Source organism: uncultured Leifsonia sp. (assembly GCF_945957465.1).
Classification (GTDB): domain Bacteria; phylum Actinomycetota; class Actinomycetes; order Actinomycetales; family Microbacteriaceae; genus Leifsonia.
Genome location: NZ_CAMFLC010000004.1, coordinates 37,495 through 53,628, shown reverse-complemented (window position 1 = coordinate 53,628; position 16,134 = coordinate 37,495). Strand labels below are relative to the sequence as shown.

The window sequence follows — 16,134 nt, the reverse complement described above, 5'->3', positions numbered from 1 at the left end:
TTTGTGTGGGTCGGAACGGTTCTGTGTGGGTCGGAACGGTTCTGTGTGGGTCGGAACGGCTGATCGGACCGGGTCCGATCAGCCGCAGGTTCCGCGCTCGGCGTAGTGCTCGAACGGGGTGGCGGTAGGCGTCGCGATGATTCGGTCGACACGGGGGGTGCGCTCGGGAAGGACGGTGAACTCGGTCTCGACGACCGACACCTGGCCTGGTGCGAGGTCGATGAGAGCGACCACGACCGGGCTGCCGCCGATCATGCGGGTCGTCGTGCTGACCTCCTCGCCGTCGACGGTGGTGCGCACCGGACGGAGGCTGTCGGTTCCGACGATCTGCACCATCGTTCGGATGTGCCCTGTGGGCAGACCGCTCACTCCCGGCCCCGTGACCACCCACGGCGCCGTCGCGATGTCGTCCGGTGCCGTGGAGGCGAGGGTGGCCGTCGCCGCGATGGACCGGGAGTCCTTCTTCGCCGAGCAGGTCGCGGTGACCGTCCCCTCGAGATACCCGTCCATCTTCCCGGCCGTGCCGTCGGCGAAGAACACCCCGACAGGTGCCCCGTCGTCGCGCAGCTGCGCGAGCGGGCCGCCCAGCGGGCCGCCTGCCGTCACGCCCTGCAGTCGCGGGTCGGCGAACCAGACGGAGATCCGACCCTCGCCTGCTGCGGCGCCGAACTGCTTAGCGAGCGCGACGAGCGGCGTGGAGCCGCTGAAGAGCTTGTCGAACACGACACGCGTCAGCTCGGCGAAGAACGCGTCTTGCTGGGCGCGGTCACCGATCTCGCGATAGACCTGCGTCAAAAGAACGTCCGTCGCCGTGTGGGAGTCGAGCCGGAGGCCCGCGACGGTCACCGGCCCTGTGGCGCCGAGCAGATGCGAGATCGAGGCGGTGTCGATCGAGATCACCCCGTCGAGCGCAACGCCCTGAGAGTTGCGCCAGTGGGCGGAAGTCAACTCTCCGGCCCGCGCGAAATCGGGGGTCAGGTTGACATTCTGGATGTACTCGCCCAGCTGAACGCCGAACAACGCGCGCTCCTCGGGCGAGACCGCGATCCCGTCGCCCTCGCCCGGGTTGAGGTCATCGGGCACGAGCTGGCGGCCGAGTTCGAATCGACCGGATTCGGTCGTCAGCTCGGAGATCGCGCCCGCGATTCCGCCCGTCGTCCTGAGCTCTGCGTTGTTGTTGAACAGGATCGCATAGCGCTTGGCGCCCTCGGCGCCGAGGGCGGCGGGCAGCACCTCGGCCGCGATGGAGAGATCGGAGACCGTGGCGTGCAGGCCGCCGACCAGCTCGCGCGCTTCGCGCACGCCGGAGGCGAGTTCCGCCACGAGCGCTCCCGACTCCGCGTCCGCTTGGGCGCTGGCGAGCGTGTTCTCGCTGCGCCCCAGTGCGTCGGCGGCCGAACGGAGGCTGCCCGCGGTCGAGGCGACGGCTCCGACATCGACGGTGTGGGCGGACAGCGAGACGGAGGTCGCGAGCGTCGAGAAGTCGGCGGCGGCCGGCTCCAGCCCCTCGCCGACCGCGATCGCCACGGCCTCGACGGTCAGGCGGTACACACGGAGATCGTCGCCGACGAATGGGAGCACCTCGGCGGAGCGCCACACGAGGTCGGACGTCAGTTCGCGCGCGTCGCCCAGGCGGCTGTCGAGGCCGCGCAGCCGGTCGAGCGAGGCTGCTGCCGCGGCAGGATCGGCGGATACCGACGCTACGATGCGTGCGGCTTCCGCCCTCGCGACGGAGAGGTGCCCGTACGACATCGCCAGGCGCACGCCGATCCAGGCCGCGGAGCCGACGACCACGAGCACCAGGGCGCCGACGACGGCGAGGACGATGCGCCTCGTCTTCGCCGAGCGCGGCGCCGTCACTCGACGGCGTACTCGATCGCTCATGCCTCGGGTCCCTTCAGTACGAATCCATGCTGTCGTCCGACATGCGGCGCGGACCCGCGAATCCGGAGAACAACGGGCCTCCCCACCCACAAACCGTGGCCCGTCCGCGACATTACGTGCCTGGAATTGGCATTCTGCGTATTACTTGCGTGCAAGTCTGATCTCTACCGTTCCTTCACCCCCGGAGTTCGCCGTTGACCGATTCCCCCACCGCAGCCGCGCCGCAGCTCGTCGGACGCGAACGCGCACTCGCGCTCACCCGCGAACTTCTGCTCTCCGCCGGGATGGACGTGGACGTGGTGGGTCCCCGCCGCAGCGGGCGGACGAGCATCGTCGAGGCCGTGGCCGCCTCCGCGTCCAGCGCCCAGCGTCCGGCCGTCCGCGTGAACGGCGTGCGGTCGCTCGCCGCCACGCCGCTGGCGGCGCTGCACGCGGCCGGGCTGGGCGCGGGCGCAGGACAGGAACGCCGCGCCGCCTCCCCGCTGCAGCACGCGATCGACGTGCTGACAGGGGCCGTCGCACGCAGCGGCGCCGTCGTCCTCGTCGACGACGCCGATCTCGTCGACGATGCGTCGACGGGCGCCATCGACGCGGTTCGGCGCGCGACAGGCACGCCGGTGCTGCGCACGCGCGCCCGTCCGGTGGTGGCGGGCGATTCCGGTCATGTCGTGGAGCTGCCGTCGCTTTCCTACGACGAACTGGCGGCGGCAGTCGCCGGCCGCCTCGGCTCTCCCCTCGACGCCGCCACGATGAGCCGCCTCTACGCCCTCACCTTCGGCAATGTGGGGGTCGCTCTCTCCACCGTCCAGGTCGCTGTGGTGGAGGGAACGATCGCGCGGCGCGACGGAATCTGGACAGCGGACGGAGAGCTCTGGAGTCCATCGCTGCGCGGACTGGCGACCGACCACCTCGCCCACCTCACACCCACCGAGAGATCGGCCGCCGAAGCCATCGCGCTGGCGTCGGCCGACGAGGCCGCCGCTCTCTGCGCGCGTCCGGACACGGCACTGCACGGGCTCCTGACGACCGGCATCGTCAAGACCATCGACCACGGAGGCAGGAACAGGTTCGTGCTCGATCCTCCCCTGCTGCGCGAGCACTTCCGACGCGCCAACGACACCGCCCCCGCTCCCGAAGCGCTCTTCGCTCAGCTCGTCCACGAGAAGGCCGATGCCCGCCGTGCAGCCGCAGCCGAGGCATGGCGGCGCTCGCCGACGCCCCGGTCGGCGCTCGCCCTGGCGCGGGCTCTGATGGCGCCGAGCGGCGTGGCCCCTGGCGGCGCGGACGACCTCGATGCGGTCTTGGCGTGCGCCGACGAGTCCGGAGACGACCCTCTCGCGCTCCTGGCCCTGGCCGAGCTGCGCGCCCGCCGCGCGCTCGGGAGCGGGACAGACCTCGCGACGGCCTCCACCGCCCTGCACGCTGCCGCCGCCGCGCTGGGCCGCCCGTACTCACGTGCCGCCGATGCCGTCGTGGCCCTGCTCGCCGCGGAGGTCGGCGCGATGCCGCAGACGACCGCCGGCCCACCTCACGGGCACCGCCCGGAGGACGAGGCCGAGTTGCCGCCGGCCGTTCGCGCCAGATGTCTCCTCGCAGCCCAGGCCGTCGCCCTCCAGCGCGGCCGGTTCTCGGACGCACTCCACGTTCACGAGCGGATCCGCACGCTCCCCTGCGCAATCGCCCGTTCGCTCTCCGACGGCCTGCACGGTCTCGCGCTCCTCGGGGCAGGACGCAGTGCCGAGGCTATCAAGTGGGCGTCACGCGGAGCGGCCGATGCCCGGGAACGCCTGGACGTCGCGGCATGGCGACTCCACAGCCTCGCCGCCGGCCTGAGCCACTCCATCGCGGGCCGCACGGAGGATGCCGCCGATGCGATCGCGATGGTGGGCGCCCTCGGCGCCCCGCCGGTTCCCGGCTCGGCCGTCGAAGCCGGACTCCGCGGGCTCGCCGCCGTCATCGCAGCGCGCGAGGGCGACCTCGCGCGTGCCGAGCGCATCCGCTCCGAGCTCGCCGCGGCCCCGGCCCCGGCCCCGCAGTCGACCGCCACCGAGGCGGCACTGGGTTGGATCGACGCCGCACTCGCTGCCGGTCGGGGTCGTTCCGACCGTGCGGCCGCACTGCTCCACAGGCTGGCGGGCCGGCTCCGCACGAACCAGCAGGAGGCGGCGGCCGCCTTCGCGCTGCTCACCGCGCTCGAGCACACCGCCGGCGAGGACGGGGTGGAGGAGGCGAGGGCATTGGTCGCCGGCCAGCAGTCGGAGCTGTTCGACGCTCACCTCGCGCAGGTCGTCGCTCGCACGCGGCACGACGACGACGCCCCCGGCGCGCTCGCACGCCGCCTCCGCGCGGTCGGCCTCGCACGGCTCGCCACCGCGAGCAGGGACGACACCGGCTTCTTCACGACACCTGTCGTGCTGACCGACAGAGAGCGGGAGATCGTCCGGTTCGTGGCCGACGGCCTGGTCTACCGCGAGATCGCGGCGAGACTGCACCTCAGCGCCCGCACGGTCGAGGGCATCGCTGCCCGGATCATCCGCAAGCTGGGGCTGCGGGATCGGCGCGAGCTCGCCGCGCTCGCGCTCGCCGGGGAAGTGTGAACGAGCCCGATGAACGCCGGTCCGCGAAAGGCGCTCAAGGGTAACCGATGAACCACAGCAGGACGAGCGCGACCGGTTGCAGTGCGACCCCCGCGACGAGCACGATGCGTCGCGCGCGCACGTTGTGCGTGAGGCCGGCAGCTCCGGCGAGCGGCGCAAGAGGCATCAGCAGCCGGAACAGGCTCTGCTGCGGCAGGAACACGGCGAAGAGGTAGAGCGCATAGCTGGAGGCGTACGCGACGACCTCGGTCCCGAGCGCCCGGACGCTCGGCCGGTTGAGCAGCCAGGCGTATCCGGCGATGACCGCGACGACCAGGAGTGCGCCCGCGACGCTCGCATAGCGCCAGGTGAAGAGGAACCACGGCGTCAGCGGGACGAAAGCGACCCGGCCGATGAACCCCGTCCACCAGGACAGTTCGGTCTCGACGTAGGCCCCTGGCGTCCCGGTGACCGAGGCTGCGACCAGCGGCCACGCCAGGCCGGCGACCGCCGTGACGGCTCCAGCCACGATCATCGCGACGCGCTCGCGGGCGCCGAACGTCGCGCTGCCGCGACGCGCGCGCAGGGCTCGGATCACGTAGACGATGCCGAGCGTCAGCGGCAGGGCGAGCTCGCCGGGGCGTGTGAAGGCCGCTGCCACCCCCAGCGGAATCATCGCCCAGTACCGGCGCGCCATGATCGCCCAGAGTGCGCCGAACAGCAGGAGGAAGAACATGCTCTCGGCGTAGGCGATCTGCAGGACGAACGACAGCGGGCCGAAGCTGAAGAACACCGCGGCCCACAGGCCGCTCACCGCTCCGACGCGCGAAGCCACGAGCCGGTACAGCACCAGCGCCGCCCCTGCCCCGCACAACACCGCGATGAGAACGCCGGCCGGCGCGAAGCCGAGCCCGGTGGCCGCCATGAGGCCGCGCACGACGAGCGGGTACAGCGGGAGGAACGCCCATTCGTTCTGCTGCACGTCACCGTCGGCGTCCGTCGGAAGCGTCGCCGGGTACCCGTGCTCGACGATGCGACGGTAGTACGAGGCATCCCAGGTGCCGGCGAATCCGAGGAAGGTGGGGTGGGCTTGCGGGCTGCCCCCCTCCCAGTGCATGACGCCGGCGACGAGGTAGAGCGTCAACATGAACACCGTCGTGACGACGCGTGAGACCGCGTAGACGCCGAGGATGCCCGCCCACCACACGACGTCCCGGCCGAACAGCCGCACATGGCCGACATCGAGCGCGGGACCAGCGGGATCCGCCGGGCGCAGCGAACTGGAGGTACCGGCCGTCATCGATCCGATGCTACCCCCGCGAGCACCCGCGGCGAGGGGGTCGACATCCCGGCCTGGAGAGGGAAGGAAGCCGAGGGGTGCACCCGCGTCGCGCCACACGCGCGGGTGCCCCCGGCAGGAGGTCAGAGGGCGCGGTTACTTGACGCTGCCCGCTGTCAGGCCGCCCACCAGCCGCTTCTCGATGAGCGCGAACAGGATGACGACCGGGATGACCGCGACGATGGACACCGCGAACACGTACTGCCACGCCGCGTCGTACTGGCCGACGAATTTGGTGAGCGCCACCGACAGCGGCTGGTTGGCGTCGGTGGACAGGATCACGAGACTGGCCGCGAACTCGTTCCAGGATGCGACGAACGTGTAGATGATCGCCGTCACGATCCCGGGCCACACCAACGGCAGTTGCACCCGCAGGAGAACCGTCCATTTTCCTGCCCCGTCGAGCTGGGCCGCTTCGTCGACCTCCTTCGGCACCCCGGCGAAGAAGGTGTGCATGATCCAGATCGCGAAGGCGAGGTTGAACGCCGCGTTGACGAGGATCATCGCGAGCCAGGTGTCGTTGATGCCGAGCGCGACCATCTCCTTGAACAGGCCCGTCGCCAGCACGGTGGGCTGCAGCATCTGGGTCACGATGACGAGGAAGAGGAAGACGCCCCGCCCGGGGAAGCGGAACCGCGCCGTGTAGTACGCCGCCGGGACGCAGACCACGAGCACCAGCACCGTCGCGAACACCGAGATGACGATCGTCGAGATGAGGTTGAGCGGGAGGGGCGTCTCGGGCGTCGACCACATCGTGAGGTAGTTCTCGGGGTGCCACTGGGTCGGCAGGTAGGTCGGCGGCACGGCCAGGATGTTGTCCCTGCTCTTGAACGAGCCGACCAGCATGATCAGGTAGGGCGCGATGAAGACCAGGGCGATCACGATGCCCGCGATCACCTTGCCCGTGAGGCGCCATGAGAAGCGCGAGCGGGGTCGGCGCGGAGCTGCCGTCGAGGCGGGCCCGTGGCCCGAGAGTGCGACGGGTGCCGGTGCGGTCACGAGACCTCCTTCATCGGCTTGACGATCCACAGGTAGAGCGCCACGACCACGAGCACGATCAGGAAGTTGATCACGCTGAGCGCGCTCGAGAGGTCGATGCGCTGCTCGTTCTGCAGCAGCTTGAACACATAGGTGGTCGTGGTGTCCGCCTTGTACCCGGGGATCGCCCCGGTCATCAGCTTGAGGATCGGCAGCGAGTTGAACACGTTGATGATGTTGATCAGGCTGGCCAGCGCGATCGCCGCCCGCAGGTTGGGAAGGGTGACGCCGAAGTACGACCGCACCGCGCCTGCGCCGTCGACCTTAGCCGCTTCGAGCATGTCGCCCGGGATTCCGGCGAGGCCCGCGAGGATCGTGTAGGTCGTGAAGGGAAGCGACACGAACACCGCGATCGCGATCGACGAGAGGAACGCCGGCACCGGCTCCTTGGTGAAGCCGAACGGCTGCGCGAGCACATGGATGTCGACCAGGAACTTGTTGATGATGCCGTAGAACGGGTCGAGGCCGTAGACGAACACGGTCGTGGTCATGACCACGCTCGCAGCCCAGGGGACGATGATCGCCATCCGAACCCAGCGGCGCCCGGGGAAGCTCTTGTCGAGGAACTGCGCCAGCGCCAAGGAGATCACGACCGTGATGACCACGACCGAGACGACCCAGATGAGGGTGTTGAGCAGGATGCCGGGGATCTCCGGGCGCGAGAGCACGGTGACGTAGTTCTGCGGGCCGACCGACCCGTGGTCGACGCCGGCGACCGAGATCTTGCGCGTCGAGTTGAAGATCATGTAGCCGGCGGGGAACAGCACCACGCCGAAGATGAGGATCAGAGCGGGCAGTGTCCAGGGCACGGCGTTCCACAGCGTGGTGGAGTTGCCGTGCCGGGCCGGTGGCGCTCCGCGGCGGGGACGGCCGGTGGCCGTCCCCGCCGTGGTGGTTTCGATGGTCGAGCTCATGCCGCTGCTACTGGCCCATGGCCTTCGCCTGGATGGACTTCAGGAGCGTCGACGGGTCGGCGCCCTGCCCGAGCTGACCGATCTGGCTCTGGATGGCGCCCTGGGCGGCCGACCAGTTCGGGTTCGTCGACGGGTAGAACTTGGCGTTCGGCAGCAGGTCGAGGAACGGCTTGATGGTCTCGTCGGAGCCCATCGAGTCAGCGCCCGACTTGGTCGTCGGAAGGAAGCCCTCCTCGCCGACCCACTTGGTGTAGACCGCCGGCGAGTAGAAGTAGTCGAGGAACTTCTTGATCGAGTCCTTCTTGTCGGTCTTGTTCTTGAAGGCCATCAGGTGGTCGGCGACGCCCAGGGTGAAGGAGGAGCCGTCCTTGGTCGGGATCGGTGCGATCCCGTACTTGAGCGACGGGTTCTTGTCCTTGATCTGGCCGACGATCGGCGGGAGGCCGATCTGCATTCCCAGCTGACCTTGGATGAAGACGTTCATCAGCGGGGTGCGGTTGGTCGAACCGGGGTTCGCCTCCGTGAAGCCCTGGTTGATGATCTTCTGCATCTCGGTCGCGCCCGCGACGTTCTCGGCGCTGTCGATGGTCAGCGTCTTCGGGTCGCCGTAGCCGCCTCCCGCGCCGTAGAACCAGATCGCGGTCTCGGCCTGCGCCTCTTCGGAGCCGAGCGGCATGCCGTAGGGGGTGACCCCGGCGGCCTTGAGCTTGGCGGCGTCCGCTTCGAAGTCGGCCCAGGTCTTCGGGGGCTCGGCGATGCCGGCCTTGGCGAAGTCGTCCTTGTTGTAGAACAGTGCGCGGGCGGAGGCGATGAACGGCAGACCCCACTGGGTGCCGTCGATGCTGGCGTTCTTGTTGAACGCCGGCTGGAAGTCGTCGAGGGTCTTCGCCGAGACGATGTCCTTCGCCGGATAGAGCAGGTCGTCTGCTGCGAATCCGGCGAACGCGTCGATGTTCAGGATGTCGGGCTGCTTGCCGGCCTGGATCCTGGTCTTGATGACGTTGTTGATGTCGGTCCACGATTCGACGTCGAGGTTGACCGTGACGCCTTTGTTCTTGGCCTCGAAGTCCTTGATGATCTGCTGCCACTCGGCCTTGGTGTTGTCGGAGTAGCTGGCGACCATCAGATTCAGGTTGCTGGAACTGCCGCCGGAGCCGCCCGATCCCCCGCTGAACCCGCAGGACGCGAGCGTCAGGGTGGCGACCGCCGCCGTGGCGACAGTGGCTCCCCACCGCACAGACTTCTTCATCGACTTTCCTCACTCTCGCTCTGGGTCACGACCGTCGCAGGACTGTTGCGGTGCGCGACGGTGCGTTCCTGGATGATGCTTCGTGATTTGTTTTGAGCAAAAACAATCAGATGCACTCATTGGTTGCTCGAATACTTGCGCATCGCGCGGGCCGCGTCAAGGAATTTGTTCAACTTCTTTACATATCGGAAACACGGCATGCCCGATCTCCTCCGCCGCCGGGTGCGGCGATCGAAAATGATCACTAGACAACGGTTACGCTCATAAGCAATCATTGAGACGACCGAACCGTCGTCGCAGAGGAGTGAGCAGTGGCGTCCGACCCCCGACTCGACGACCGACTCGACGACCGACTCGATGACCGGCTGGGCGCCGGGCATCCGGTGCTGGCGTTCGACGTCGGAGGCACCGACCTCAAAGCGGCCCTGGTGGACGCCTCCGGACGTATCGTCGAGCTCCTCCGGCGCCCCACGCCGCTGGCCGGCGCGGAAACCGGTGACGCTGTGGTGGCGGCGGCCGCCGCGCTGCGCGACGAGTTCCGCCGCACACACCCGCAGATCGAGCCGCTGGCGGCAGGACTGGTCGTACCGGGTCACGTGGACGAGGCGCGCGGCGTCGGTGTGCTCGCCGAGAACCTCGGCTGGCGCGACTACCCGTTCCGGGAACGCGCTGCGGGCGCGCTCGCGCTTCCGGTCTCGTTCAGCCACGATGTGCGCGCCGCCGGCGAAGCGGAGTACCGGCTGGGAGCCGCCAAGGGGTTCCGCGACGTGGTGGTGATGGCCATCGGCACGGGCATCGCCGCAGCGATCTTCATCGACGGGACGCTCTTCACCGGCGGCGGCATGGCCGGGGAGGTCGGGCACTCCCGCGTCGCAGACGGCCCGGACTGCGCCTGCGGGGGACGCGGCTGCCTGGAGGCCGTGGCCTCAGCAGCCGCGATCGCGCGCCGCTACACCGCGCTCAGCGGCGTTCCGGCCTCGGGATCGCGGGAGGTCCTGGAGCGCGCGGCGGCGGGCGACCCGGCGGCCCGCGCCATCTGGGATTCCGCCCTCGACGCCCTCGCGCTGGACCTGTCGCACACGGTCGCGCTGCTCGCCCCGGAGGCGATCGTCATCGGCGGCGGGCTCGCCCAGGCCGGCGACGACCTGTTCGTCCCGCTCGCCCAGCGCCTCGACGGCATCCTGACCTTCCACCGGCGGCCGGCGCTGCTGGCGGCCCGCATCGGTGAGAACGCCGGCGTGATCGGCGCCGCCTTGCGAGCACGAGAGGCTCTGTCCGCTCCGGTCGCCGCACCCGTCCGCGAGGGAGCCCGATGATCCTGACCGTCACCCCCAACCCCGCGATCGACCTCACCTACCGCGTCGCGGCGCTCGAGCCGGGCGAGACGCACCGCGTCGAGGCGCCGGCCGCCCGTGCCGGGGGCAAAGGCCTCAACGTCGCACGGGTCATCGCGCAGACGGGCGGCGCCGCGTTCGCGTTGACGACGGCGGGCGGCGCTGCCGGGCTGCGGCTCGCGGACGACCTCGAAGCGGCAGGACTTCCGTCGGAGCTCATCCCGGTGGCCGCGGCCACGCGCAGCAGCGTCGCGATCGTCGACGAGGGCTCCGGGGTGACGACGATCCTCAACGAGGCCGGCGGCGGGCTGTCGCCCACCGAGTGGACGGCACTGGCGGAGGCCGTCGAGCGGCTCGCCGTGCCGGCGACGGCGATCGTCGGCTCCGGCAGCCTCCCGCCCGGCGCGCCCGACGGGTTCTACGCCGACCTGGTCGCAGTCGCCCGCCGGCGCGGCGTCCCCAGTGTCATCGACGCGACCGGCCGGCCGCTGCTCGCCGCCGCCGAAGCCGGCGCCGACGTCCTCAAGCCGAATCGTCGCGAGCTCGCCGACACCGTCGGCACCGACGATCCGGTCGTCGGCGCGCGCGCCCTGCTCACCGCCGGAGCCGGGCTGGTCCTGGTCTCGCTGGGCGCCGAGGGGATGCTCGCGGTGACCGCGACGGACGTCTTCTCCGCGCGACTGCCGCAGCCGCTCAGGGGCAATGCCACCGGGGCCGGGGACGCGGCCGTGGCGGCGGTCGCGACCGCGCTCGCCTCCGGGGTCGCCGACCCGCAGACCCTCGTGCGACGCGCCACCGCCTGGTCGGCCGCCGCCGTCGTCGCCCCGCTCGCGGGCGAGCTCGACCCCGCCTTCCCCGAGTACGAGGCCCGCCTCGTACTCGCCTGACCCCGCGAACGCCGACCGACCGGAGATCCCCATGCCCCTCGTTCCGACTCTCGACCTCCTGCACGGCGCCGTGACGGCGCGCACCGGTGTCGCAGCCTTCAACGTGATCCATCTCGAGACCGCGGAAGCGCTCGTCGCAGCCGCCGAGGAAGCACGGCGCCCGGTCATCCTGCAGATCTCGCAGAACTGCGTGCGGTATCACGGCGCGCTCGAACCCATCGCGCAGGGAGCGCTGGCCCTCGCTTCGGAGTCGTCGGCGCACGTCGCCGTGCACCTCGACCACGCGGAGGACGAGCAGCTGACCCGGCGGGCGATCGACCTGGGCTTCGGTTCCGTCATGTTCGACGGCTCGACGCTGCCGTACGACGCCAATGTGGAGGCCACCGTCCGCGTGGTGGAGTACGCGCACGCCAACGATGTCTCCGTCGAGGCGGAGCTCGGCGAGATCGGCGGCAAGGACGGCGCCCACGCTCCCGGTGTGCGCACCGACCCGGACGAGGCGCGCCGATTCGTCGCGGAGACCGGCGTCGACGCGCTGGCGGTCGCCGTCGGCAGCTCGCACGCCATGACCGAGCGCACGGCCCGGCTCGACCTCGGACTGATCGCGTCGCTGCGACACGCCGTACCGGTTCCGCTCGTCCTGCACGGCTCCTCGGGCGTCGCGGATGAGACGATCGAGGCGGCGATCCGCTCCGGCATCACCAAGGTCAACGTCTCCACCCACCTCAACCGGTTCTTCACGAACGCGATCCGCGCCTACCTCGACGCGAATCCGGACGTGGTCGACTCGCGCCGTTACCTGCGTGAGGGACGCGCCGCCGTTGCGGCGGAGGCGGCACGGCTGCTGACCTTGTTCGACGTCGCGACGCGCACGCCGGACGAAACGGAGACGGCACACCCATGAACAGAGCGGAACGCCTCAACGCGGTCCTCGATCTCCTCGCGGAGACGGGTCAGATCGAGGTCGACGACATCGTCGCGAAGCTCGACGTGTCCGCGGCGACCGCGCGGCGCGACCTGGACGCTCTCGCGTCGCAGCAGCTGCTGACGCGCACCAGGGGCGGCGCCGTGGGGCAATCGGTGGCCTACGACCTGCCGATCCGCTACAAGCGCGAGCAGCACGCGCCGGAGAAGCTGCGGATCGCCCAGGCTGCGAGCGCTCTCGTGCCACGGGGGTCGGTCGTCGGCCTGTGCGGCGGCACGACCAGCACCGCGGTGGCGAGCGTGCTGGGCTCACGACCCGACCTCATGGAGCCCTCGCCGCATCCCAATCTCACCGTCGTCACCAACGCGATCAACATCGCGGCGCAGCTCGTGATGCGCCCGCAGATCAAGACGGTGGTGACCGGCGGCGTCGTGCACGCGCGTTCGTACGAACTCGTCGGCCCTTACAGCGATGTCGTGCTGGAGAAGATCACGATGGACATCGCCTTCATCGGCGTCAACGGCATCGACCCCGTCGTCGGGGCGACCGTGCACGACGAAGGCGAGGCGAGCGTGAACTCGCTGATGGCGCGCAGGGCCACGCGCGCCGTCGTCGTCGCGGACTCGAGCAAGATCGGCCGGAAGGCCTTCGCGACGCTGGGCGGCCCGACGATCCTGACCACGTTGATCACCGACGACGGCATCACGGCGGACCAGCGCGCGGCCTTCGCCGAACAGGGTGTCGAGGTCATCGTCGCGTAGGTTGGAGAGGATGACCGTGCATGTGATCCATTCCGCCCGTCTCGTCAGCGATGGCCGCATCGTGCATAACGCCTGGGTGCTGTTCGACGGCGACCGGGTCGGCGCGGTGGGAACGGGTGACGACTGGATGGCCGCCGTCGCCGGCGCACCGGAGGCCGTCGTGACGGATGCCGACGGCGGATGGCTCACTCCCGGCTTCATCGACATCCACGGTCATGGCGGGGGCGGCGCCGCCTTCGACGACGGAGCCGACGCGATCCGCACCGCGCTCGCCGTCCACCGACGGCACGGCACGACGCGGTCCGTCCTGTCGCTCGTCACCGCGACGCTGCCCGAGCTCGCCGAACGCGTCGGCGTCGTCGCCGCTCTCGCCGCGGAGGACCCGCGGGTGCTCGGCTCGCATCTCGAAGGCCCGTTCCTCGACGTCGCCCACAAGGGCGCGCACGATCCGGCTCTGCTCCGGTCCGCGACGGCGGCGGACATCGAACTGCTGCTCGACTCGGCCAGGGGCACGCTCCGTCAGGTCACCATCGCCCCGGAGCTGCCCGGTGGCATGGAGGCTGTCCGCGCGTTCGCCGACGCAGGCGTGGCGGTCGCGATCGGCCACACCGGCGCCGACTACGAGCAGACACGCGCGGCCTTCGACGCCGGGGCGACGATCCTGACTCATGCCTTCAACGGCATGGACGGAATCCACCACCGTGCGCCCGGCCCGGTCGCGGCCGCGACGCACACGCCCGGCGTGACCGTCGAGGTCATCAACGACGGCATCCACGTGCACCCGGAGGTGGTGCGGATGGCGTTCGCTTCGGCTCCCGGCCGGGTCGCGCTGATCACGGACGCCATGGCGGCGGCCGGGGAGTCGGACGGCGACTACCTTCTGGGCGCCCTGCGCGTCCAGGTGCGCGGCGGAGTCGCCCGGCTCGCCGACGGCGGCTCGATCGCGGGCTCCACGCTCACGCAGGACGACGCGCTGCGCCGGGCCGTGCAGGAGGTCGGTGTGACGATCGAGGAGGCCGTGCTGGCCCTCACCGAGACACCCGCCGCCGCCGTCGGGCGGGCCGCGGATCTCGGTCGCCTCGCTCCCGGCTACGCGGCCGATGCCGTCCTGCTGGACGACGACCTCCACGTGCTGCAGGTGTGGTCGGGAGGCTCACCCGTCCCGCGCTGAGCGGTCGACGCTCCCCCGCTGAGCGCGCCGACCGGCCACCTCGGAGCTACTCACGATCTCGATCAACGGCGCGTACAACGCCATGACGTCGAGTGCGCGCCGATGATCCGCGTCGGTGATCCCCGCGCAGCCATCGGCGACCACGAGAACCCGCAGACCCGCGTCCGCCGCCGCGACCGCCGTCGACAGCACGCAGCAGTCGGTCGAGACGCCGGTCAGGACGAGTTCGTCGGCGTCGCCGATCGCCTCCTGCAGCGCCGGCCCCCACTTGCCGAAGGTCGGGAGCGTCACGACCGGATGTCCGGTGTCGCGGAACGCGAGCACCTGGTCGTAGAGGGGGTCGTCCGCGGGCACGAGGGCGAACGGCCACTGCTCGTAGTACCGCTCCCACGCACCCTCGGGTCGCTCGGGGGCGACGAACCGGGTGAACACCGCTCGAGACCCGAAGGCCGGGAGCAGTCCGGCGATCACGGCCTCCGCTTCACTGAACCGGGGCGTGAACCAGGGGCTCGCCGGGTCGCCGAAGACCTGCTGCATGTCGACGACGACGAGCGCCTGCCCGGTCAACGCTCCTCCTGGCGGCGGATCGTCGCCCGGCCGAACACCACGATCCCGAGGAACCCGATCACCAAGGAGACGAGCACCCCGAGGTTCGCATACGCCCAGTCCCCCGTCGTCCCGCCGAGACCGAGCGGACCGAGCAGGTAGCCCTGCCAGCTCAGCCATGCGGCCGCGCCGTTCGTGACCAGGCCCCAGCCGACCGCCGTCCCCACCGCGATCAGCGCGATCGGGAGCCAGCGCACCGATCCGTATCGGCCGCGGCGATCGTAGAGCTCGGCCTCGGCGTAGTCGCGCCTGCGCAGCGCGACATCGGCGACGAAGACGCCGCACCACGCGGCGATCGGCACTCCCAGGGTGATGAGGAAGCCCTGGAACGGACCGAGGAAGTCGCTCGCGAAGAACACCACGTAGATCGCGCCCGCCGTCATGATCACGCCGTCGATCCCGGCCGCCACGAACCGCGGCACCCGCACGCCGACGCTGAGGAGCGCGAGCCCGGAGGAGTAGATGTCGAGCACGGCCCCGCCGACCAGGCCGAGCACCGCCACGATCACGAACGGCACCAGGAACCACGTCGGCAGCAGCGAGGCCAGGGCACCGATCGGGTCGGCCGCGATCGCCTTCGAGAGCGACTCGGACGACCCGGCGAGCAGGATCCCGAAGATCAGCAGGAGCACGGGCGCGAGCGACGACCCGAACGTGGTCCAGCCGACGACGCCGCCGCTGCGCGTGGAGCGCGGCAGGTACCGGGAGTAGTCCGCGGCGGCGTTCACCCAGCCGAGCCCGAAGCCGGTCAGCATGAACACGAAGCCGCCGACCACGTGCGGCGCATCGCCGGCCGGCGGCGCGCCCACGGCGCCGAGGTCGATGTGACCGAGGACCAAGGCGATGTAGAACACGGTGAGCACCCCGGTGACGATGGTGATCACGACCTGCATGCGCATGATGAGGTGGAAGCCGATCACACCGCCGGCCACGACCAGCGCCACGACGACGATCAGCGCGACGACCTTCGTCGCCGTGCCGCCCTCCCAGCCCAGCCGGGTGAACACCGTCGCGGTCGCGAGCACGGCGAGCGCCGCGAGAACGGTCTCCCAGCCCACGGTGAGGAGCCACGACAGTGCGGAAGGGACGCGATTGCCCTCCACCCCGAACACCGCCCGGCTCAGGACCATCGTGGGCGCCGAGCCGCGCTTGCCCGCGAGGGCGATCACACCGCAGAGCAGGAACGAGGCGACGATGCCGACGACGCCCACGAGCGTGGCCTGCCAGAACGAGATCCCGAAACCGAGCAGGAACGACCCGTAGCTGAGCCCGAACACCGAGACGTTCGCGCCGAACCACGGCCAGAACAGGTCGCGCGCCCGCCCGCGGCGCTCGCTCTCGTGGATGGTGTTGAGCCCGTTGAGCTCCACACCGAACGCCGTCGCCGCACCGCCGACGCGGTCGGGCCGGTCTTCACCGCTCGTCATGAACCGATCCAAGTGCACCGGCC

At 70.6% G+C, this 16,134-nt stretch carries 13 protein-coding genes; 6 read left to right on the top strand and 7 right to left on the bottom strand.

Annotated features, from left to right (window positions below; all coding sequences use genetic code 11):
• Window positions 1-78: 78 nt before the first annotated feature.
• The gene (locus Q0Q23_RS03340) at window positions 79-1,884 is read right to left on the bottom strand and encodes a DUF4012 domain-containing protein (protein WP_295119265.1); all 1,806 of its coding nucleotides are present in this window, start codon (window positions 1,882-1,884) and stop codon (window positions 79-81) included.
• A 194-nt stretch (window positions 1,885-2,078) separates the two neighbouring features.
• On the opposite strand from Q0Q23_RS03340, the gene Q0Q23_RS03335 reads away from it, so the two are divergent.
• Window positions 2,079-4,481, top strand: a complete 2,403-nt coding sequence (locus Q0Q23_RS03335; RefSeq protein ID WP_295119262.1) for a helix-turn-helix transcriptional regulator — start codon at window positions 2,079-2,081, stop codon at window positions 4,479-4,481.
• Window positions 4,482-4,515: 34 nt separating this feature from the next.
• Here Q0Q23_RS03335 and Q0Q23_RS03330 read toward each other — a convergent pair whose 3' ends face one another.
• From Q0Q23_RS03330 to Q0Q23_RS03315, 4 genes are all read right to left on the bottom strand, one after another.
• Complete coding sequence (locus Q0Q23_RS03330; protein WP_295119259.1) at window positions 4,516-5,760, bottom strand: hypothetical protein; 1,245 nt, start codon at window positions 5,758-5,760, stop codon at window positions 4,516-4,518.
• A 135-nt stretch (window positions 5,761-5,895) separates the two neighbouring features.
• Window positions 5,896-6,798 carry a carbohydrate ABC transporter permease gene (locus Q0Q23_RS03325; RefSeq protein ID WP_295119257.1) on the bottom strand — a complete coding sequence of 301 codons (903 nt, stop codon included), beginning with the start codon at window positions 6,796-6,798 and terminating at the stop codon, window positions 5,896-5,898.
• Window positions 6,795-7,751 (bottom strand): carbohydrate ABC transporter permease, encoded by a 957-nt coding sequence (locus Q0Q23_RS03320; RefSeq protein ID WP_295119255.1) that lies wholly within the window; start codon window positions 7,749-7,751, stop codon window positions 6,795-6,797. Before Q0Q23_RS03320 ends, Q0Q23_RS03325 begins: the two co-directional genes overlap by 4 nt.
• Before the next feature lie 7 nt (window positions 7,752-7,758).
• Window positions 7,759-9,000 carry an extracellular solute-binding protein gene (locus Q0Q23_RS03315; RefSeq protein WP_295119253.1) on the bottom strand — a complete coding sequence of 414 codons (1,242 nt, stop codon included), beginning with the start codon at window positions 8,998-9,000 and terminating at the stop codon, window positions 7,759-7,761.
• A gap of 383 nt (window positions 9,001-9,383) precedes the next feature.
• Between Q0Q23_RS03315 and Q0Q23_RS03310 the strand changes: the two genes are divergently transcribed.
• Genes Q0Q23_RS03310 through nagA form a run of 5 tightly spaced genes read left to right on the top strand, consistent with a single transcriptional unit; the run spans window position 9,384 to window position 14,078 of the window.
• The gene (locus Q0Q23_RS03310; RefSeq protein WP_295119551.1) at window positions 9,384-10,316 is read left to right on the top strand and encodes an ROK family protein; all 933 of its coding nucleotides are present in this window, start codon (window positions 9,384-9,386) and stop codon (window positions 10,314-10,316) included.
• Window positions 10,313-11,221 (top strand): 1-phosphofructokinase family hexose kinase, encoded by a 909-nt coding sequence (locus Q0Q23_RS03305; protein ID WP_295119251.1) that lies wholly within the window; start codon window positions 10,313-10,315, stop codon window positions 11,219-11,221. Before Q0Q23_RS03310 ends, Q0Q23_RS03305 begins: the two co-directional genes overlap by 4 nt.
• 31 nt (window positions 11,222-11,252) lie before the next feature.
• Window positions 11,253-12,125: a class II fructose-bisphosphate aldolase gene (locus Q0Q23_RS03300; RefSeq protein ID WP_295119248.1), complete on the top strand. Its 873-nt coding sequence runs from the start codon at window positions 11,253-11,255 to the stop codon at window positions 12,123-12,125.
• Window positions 12,122-12,907, top strand: coding sequence for a DeoR/GlpR family DNA-binding transcription regulator (locus tag Q0Q23_RS03295; protein ID WP_295119245.1), 786 nt, complete (start codon window positions 12,122-12,124; stop codon window positions 12,905-12,907). The genes Q0Q23_RS03300 and Q0Q23_RS03295 overlap by 4 nt, the downstream gene beginning before the upstream one ends.
• Window positions 12,908-12,917: 10 nt before the next feature.
• Window positions 12,918-14,078, top strand: coding sequence for an N-acetylglucosamine-6-phosphate deacetylase (nagA, locus tag Q0Q23_RS03290; protein ID WP_295119243.1), 1,161 nt, complete (start codon window positions 12,918-12,920; stop codon window positions 14,076-14,078).
• On the opposite strand, the gene Q0Q23_RS03285 is transcribed toward nagA, so the two are convergent.
• Together Q0Q23_RS03285 and Q0Q23_RS03280 are read right to left on the bottom strand one after the other, a co-directional pair.
• A complete protein-coding gene (locus Q0Q23_RS03285; RefSeq protein ID WP_295119240.1) occupies window positions 14,061-14,645 on the bottom strand; it encodes a cysteine hydrolase family protein in 585 nt (194 codons plus the stop codon). The genes nagA and Q0Q23_RS03285 overlap by 18 nt on opposite strands.
• Window positions 14,642-16,111: a cytosine permease gene (locus Q0Q23_RS03280; protein ID WP_295119237.1), complete on the bottom strand. Its 1,470-nt coding sequence runs from the start codon at window positions 16,109-16,111 to the stop codon at window positions 14,642-14,644. The genes Q0Q23_RS03285 and Q0Q23_RS03280 overlap by 4 nt, the downstream gene beginning before the upstream one ends.
• Window positions 16,112-16,134 lie beyond the last annotated feature (23 nt).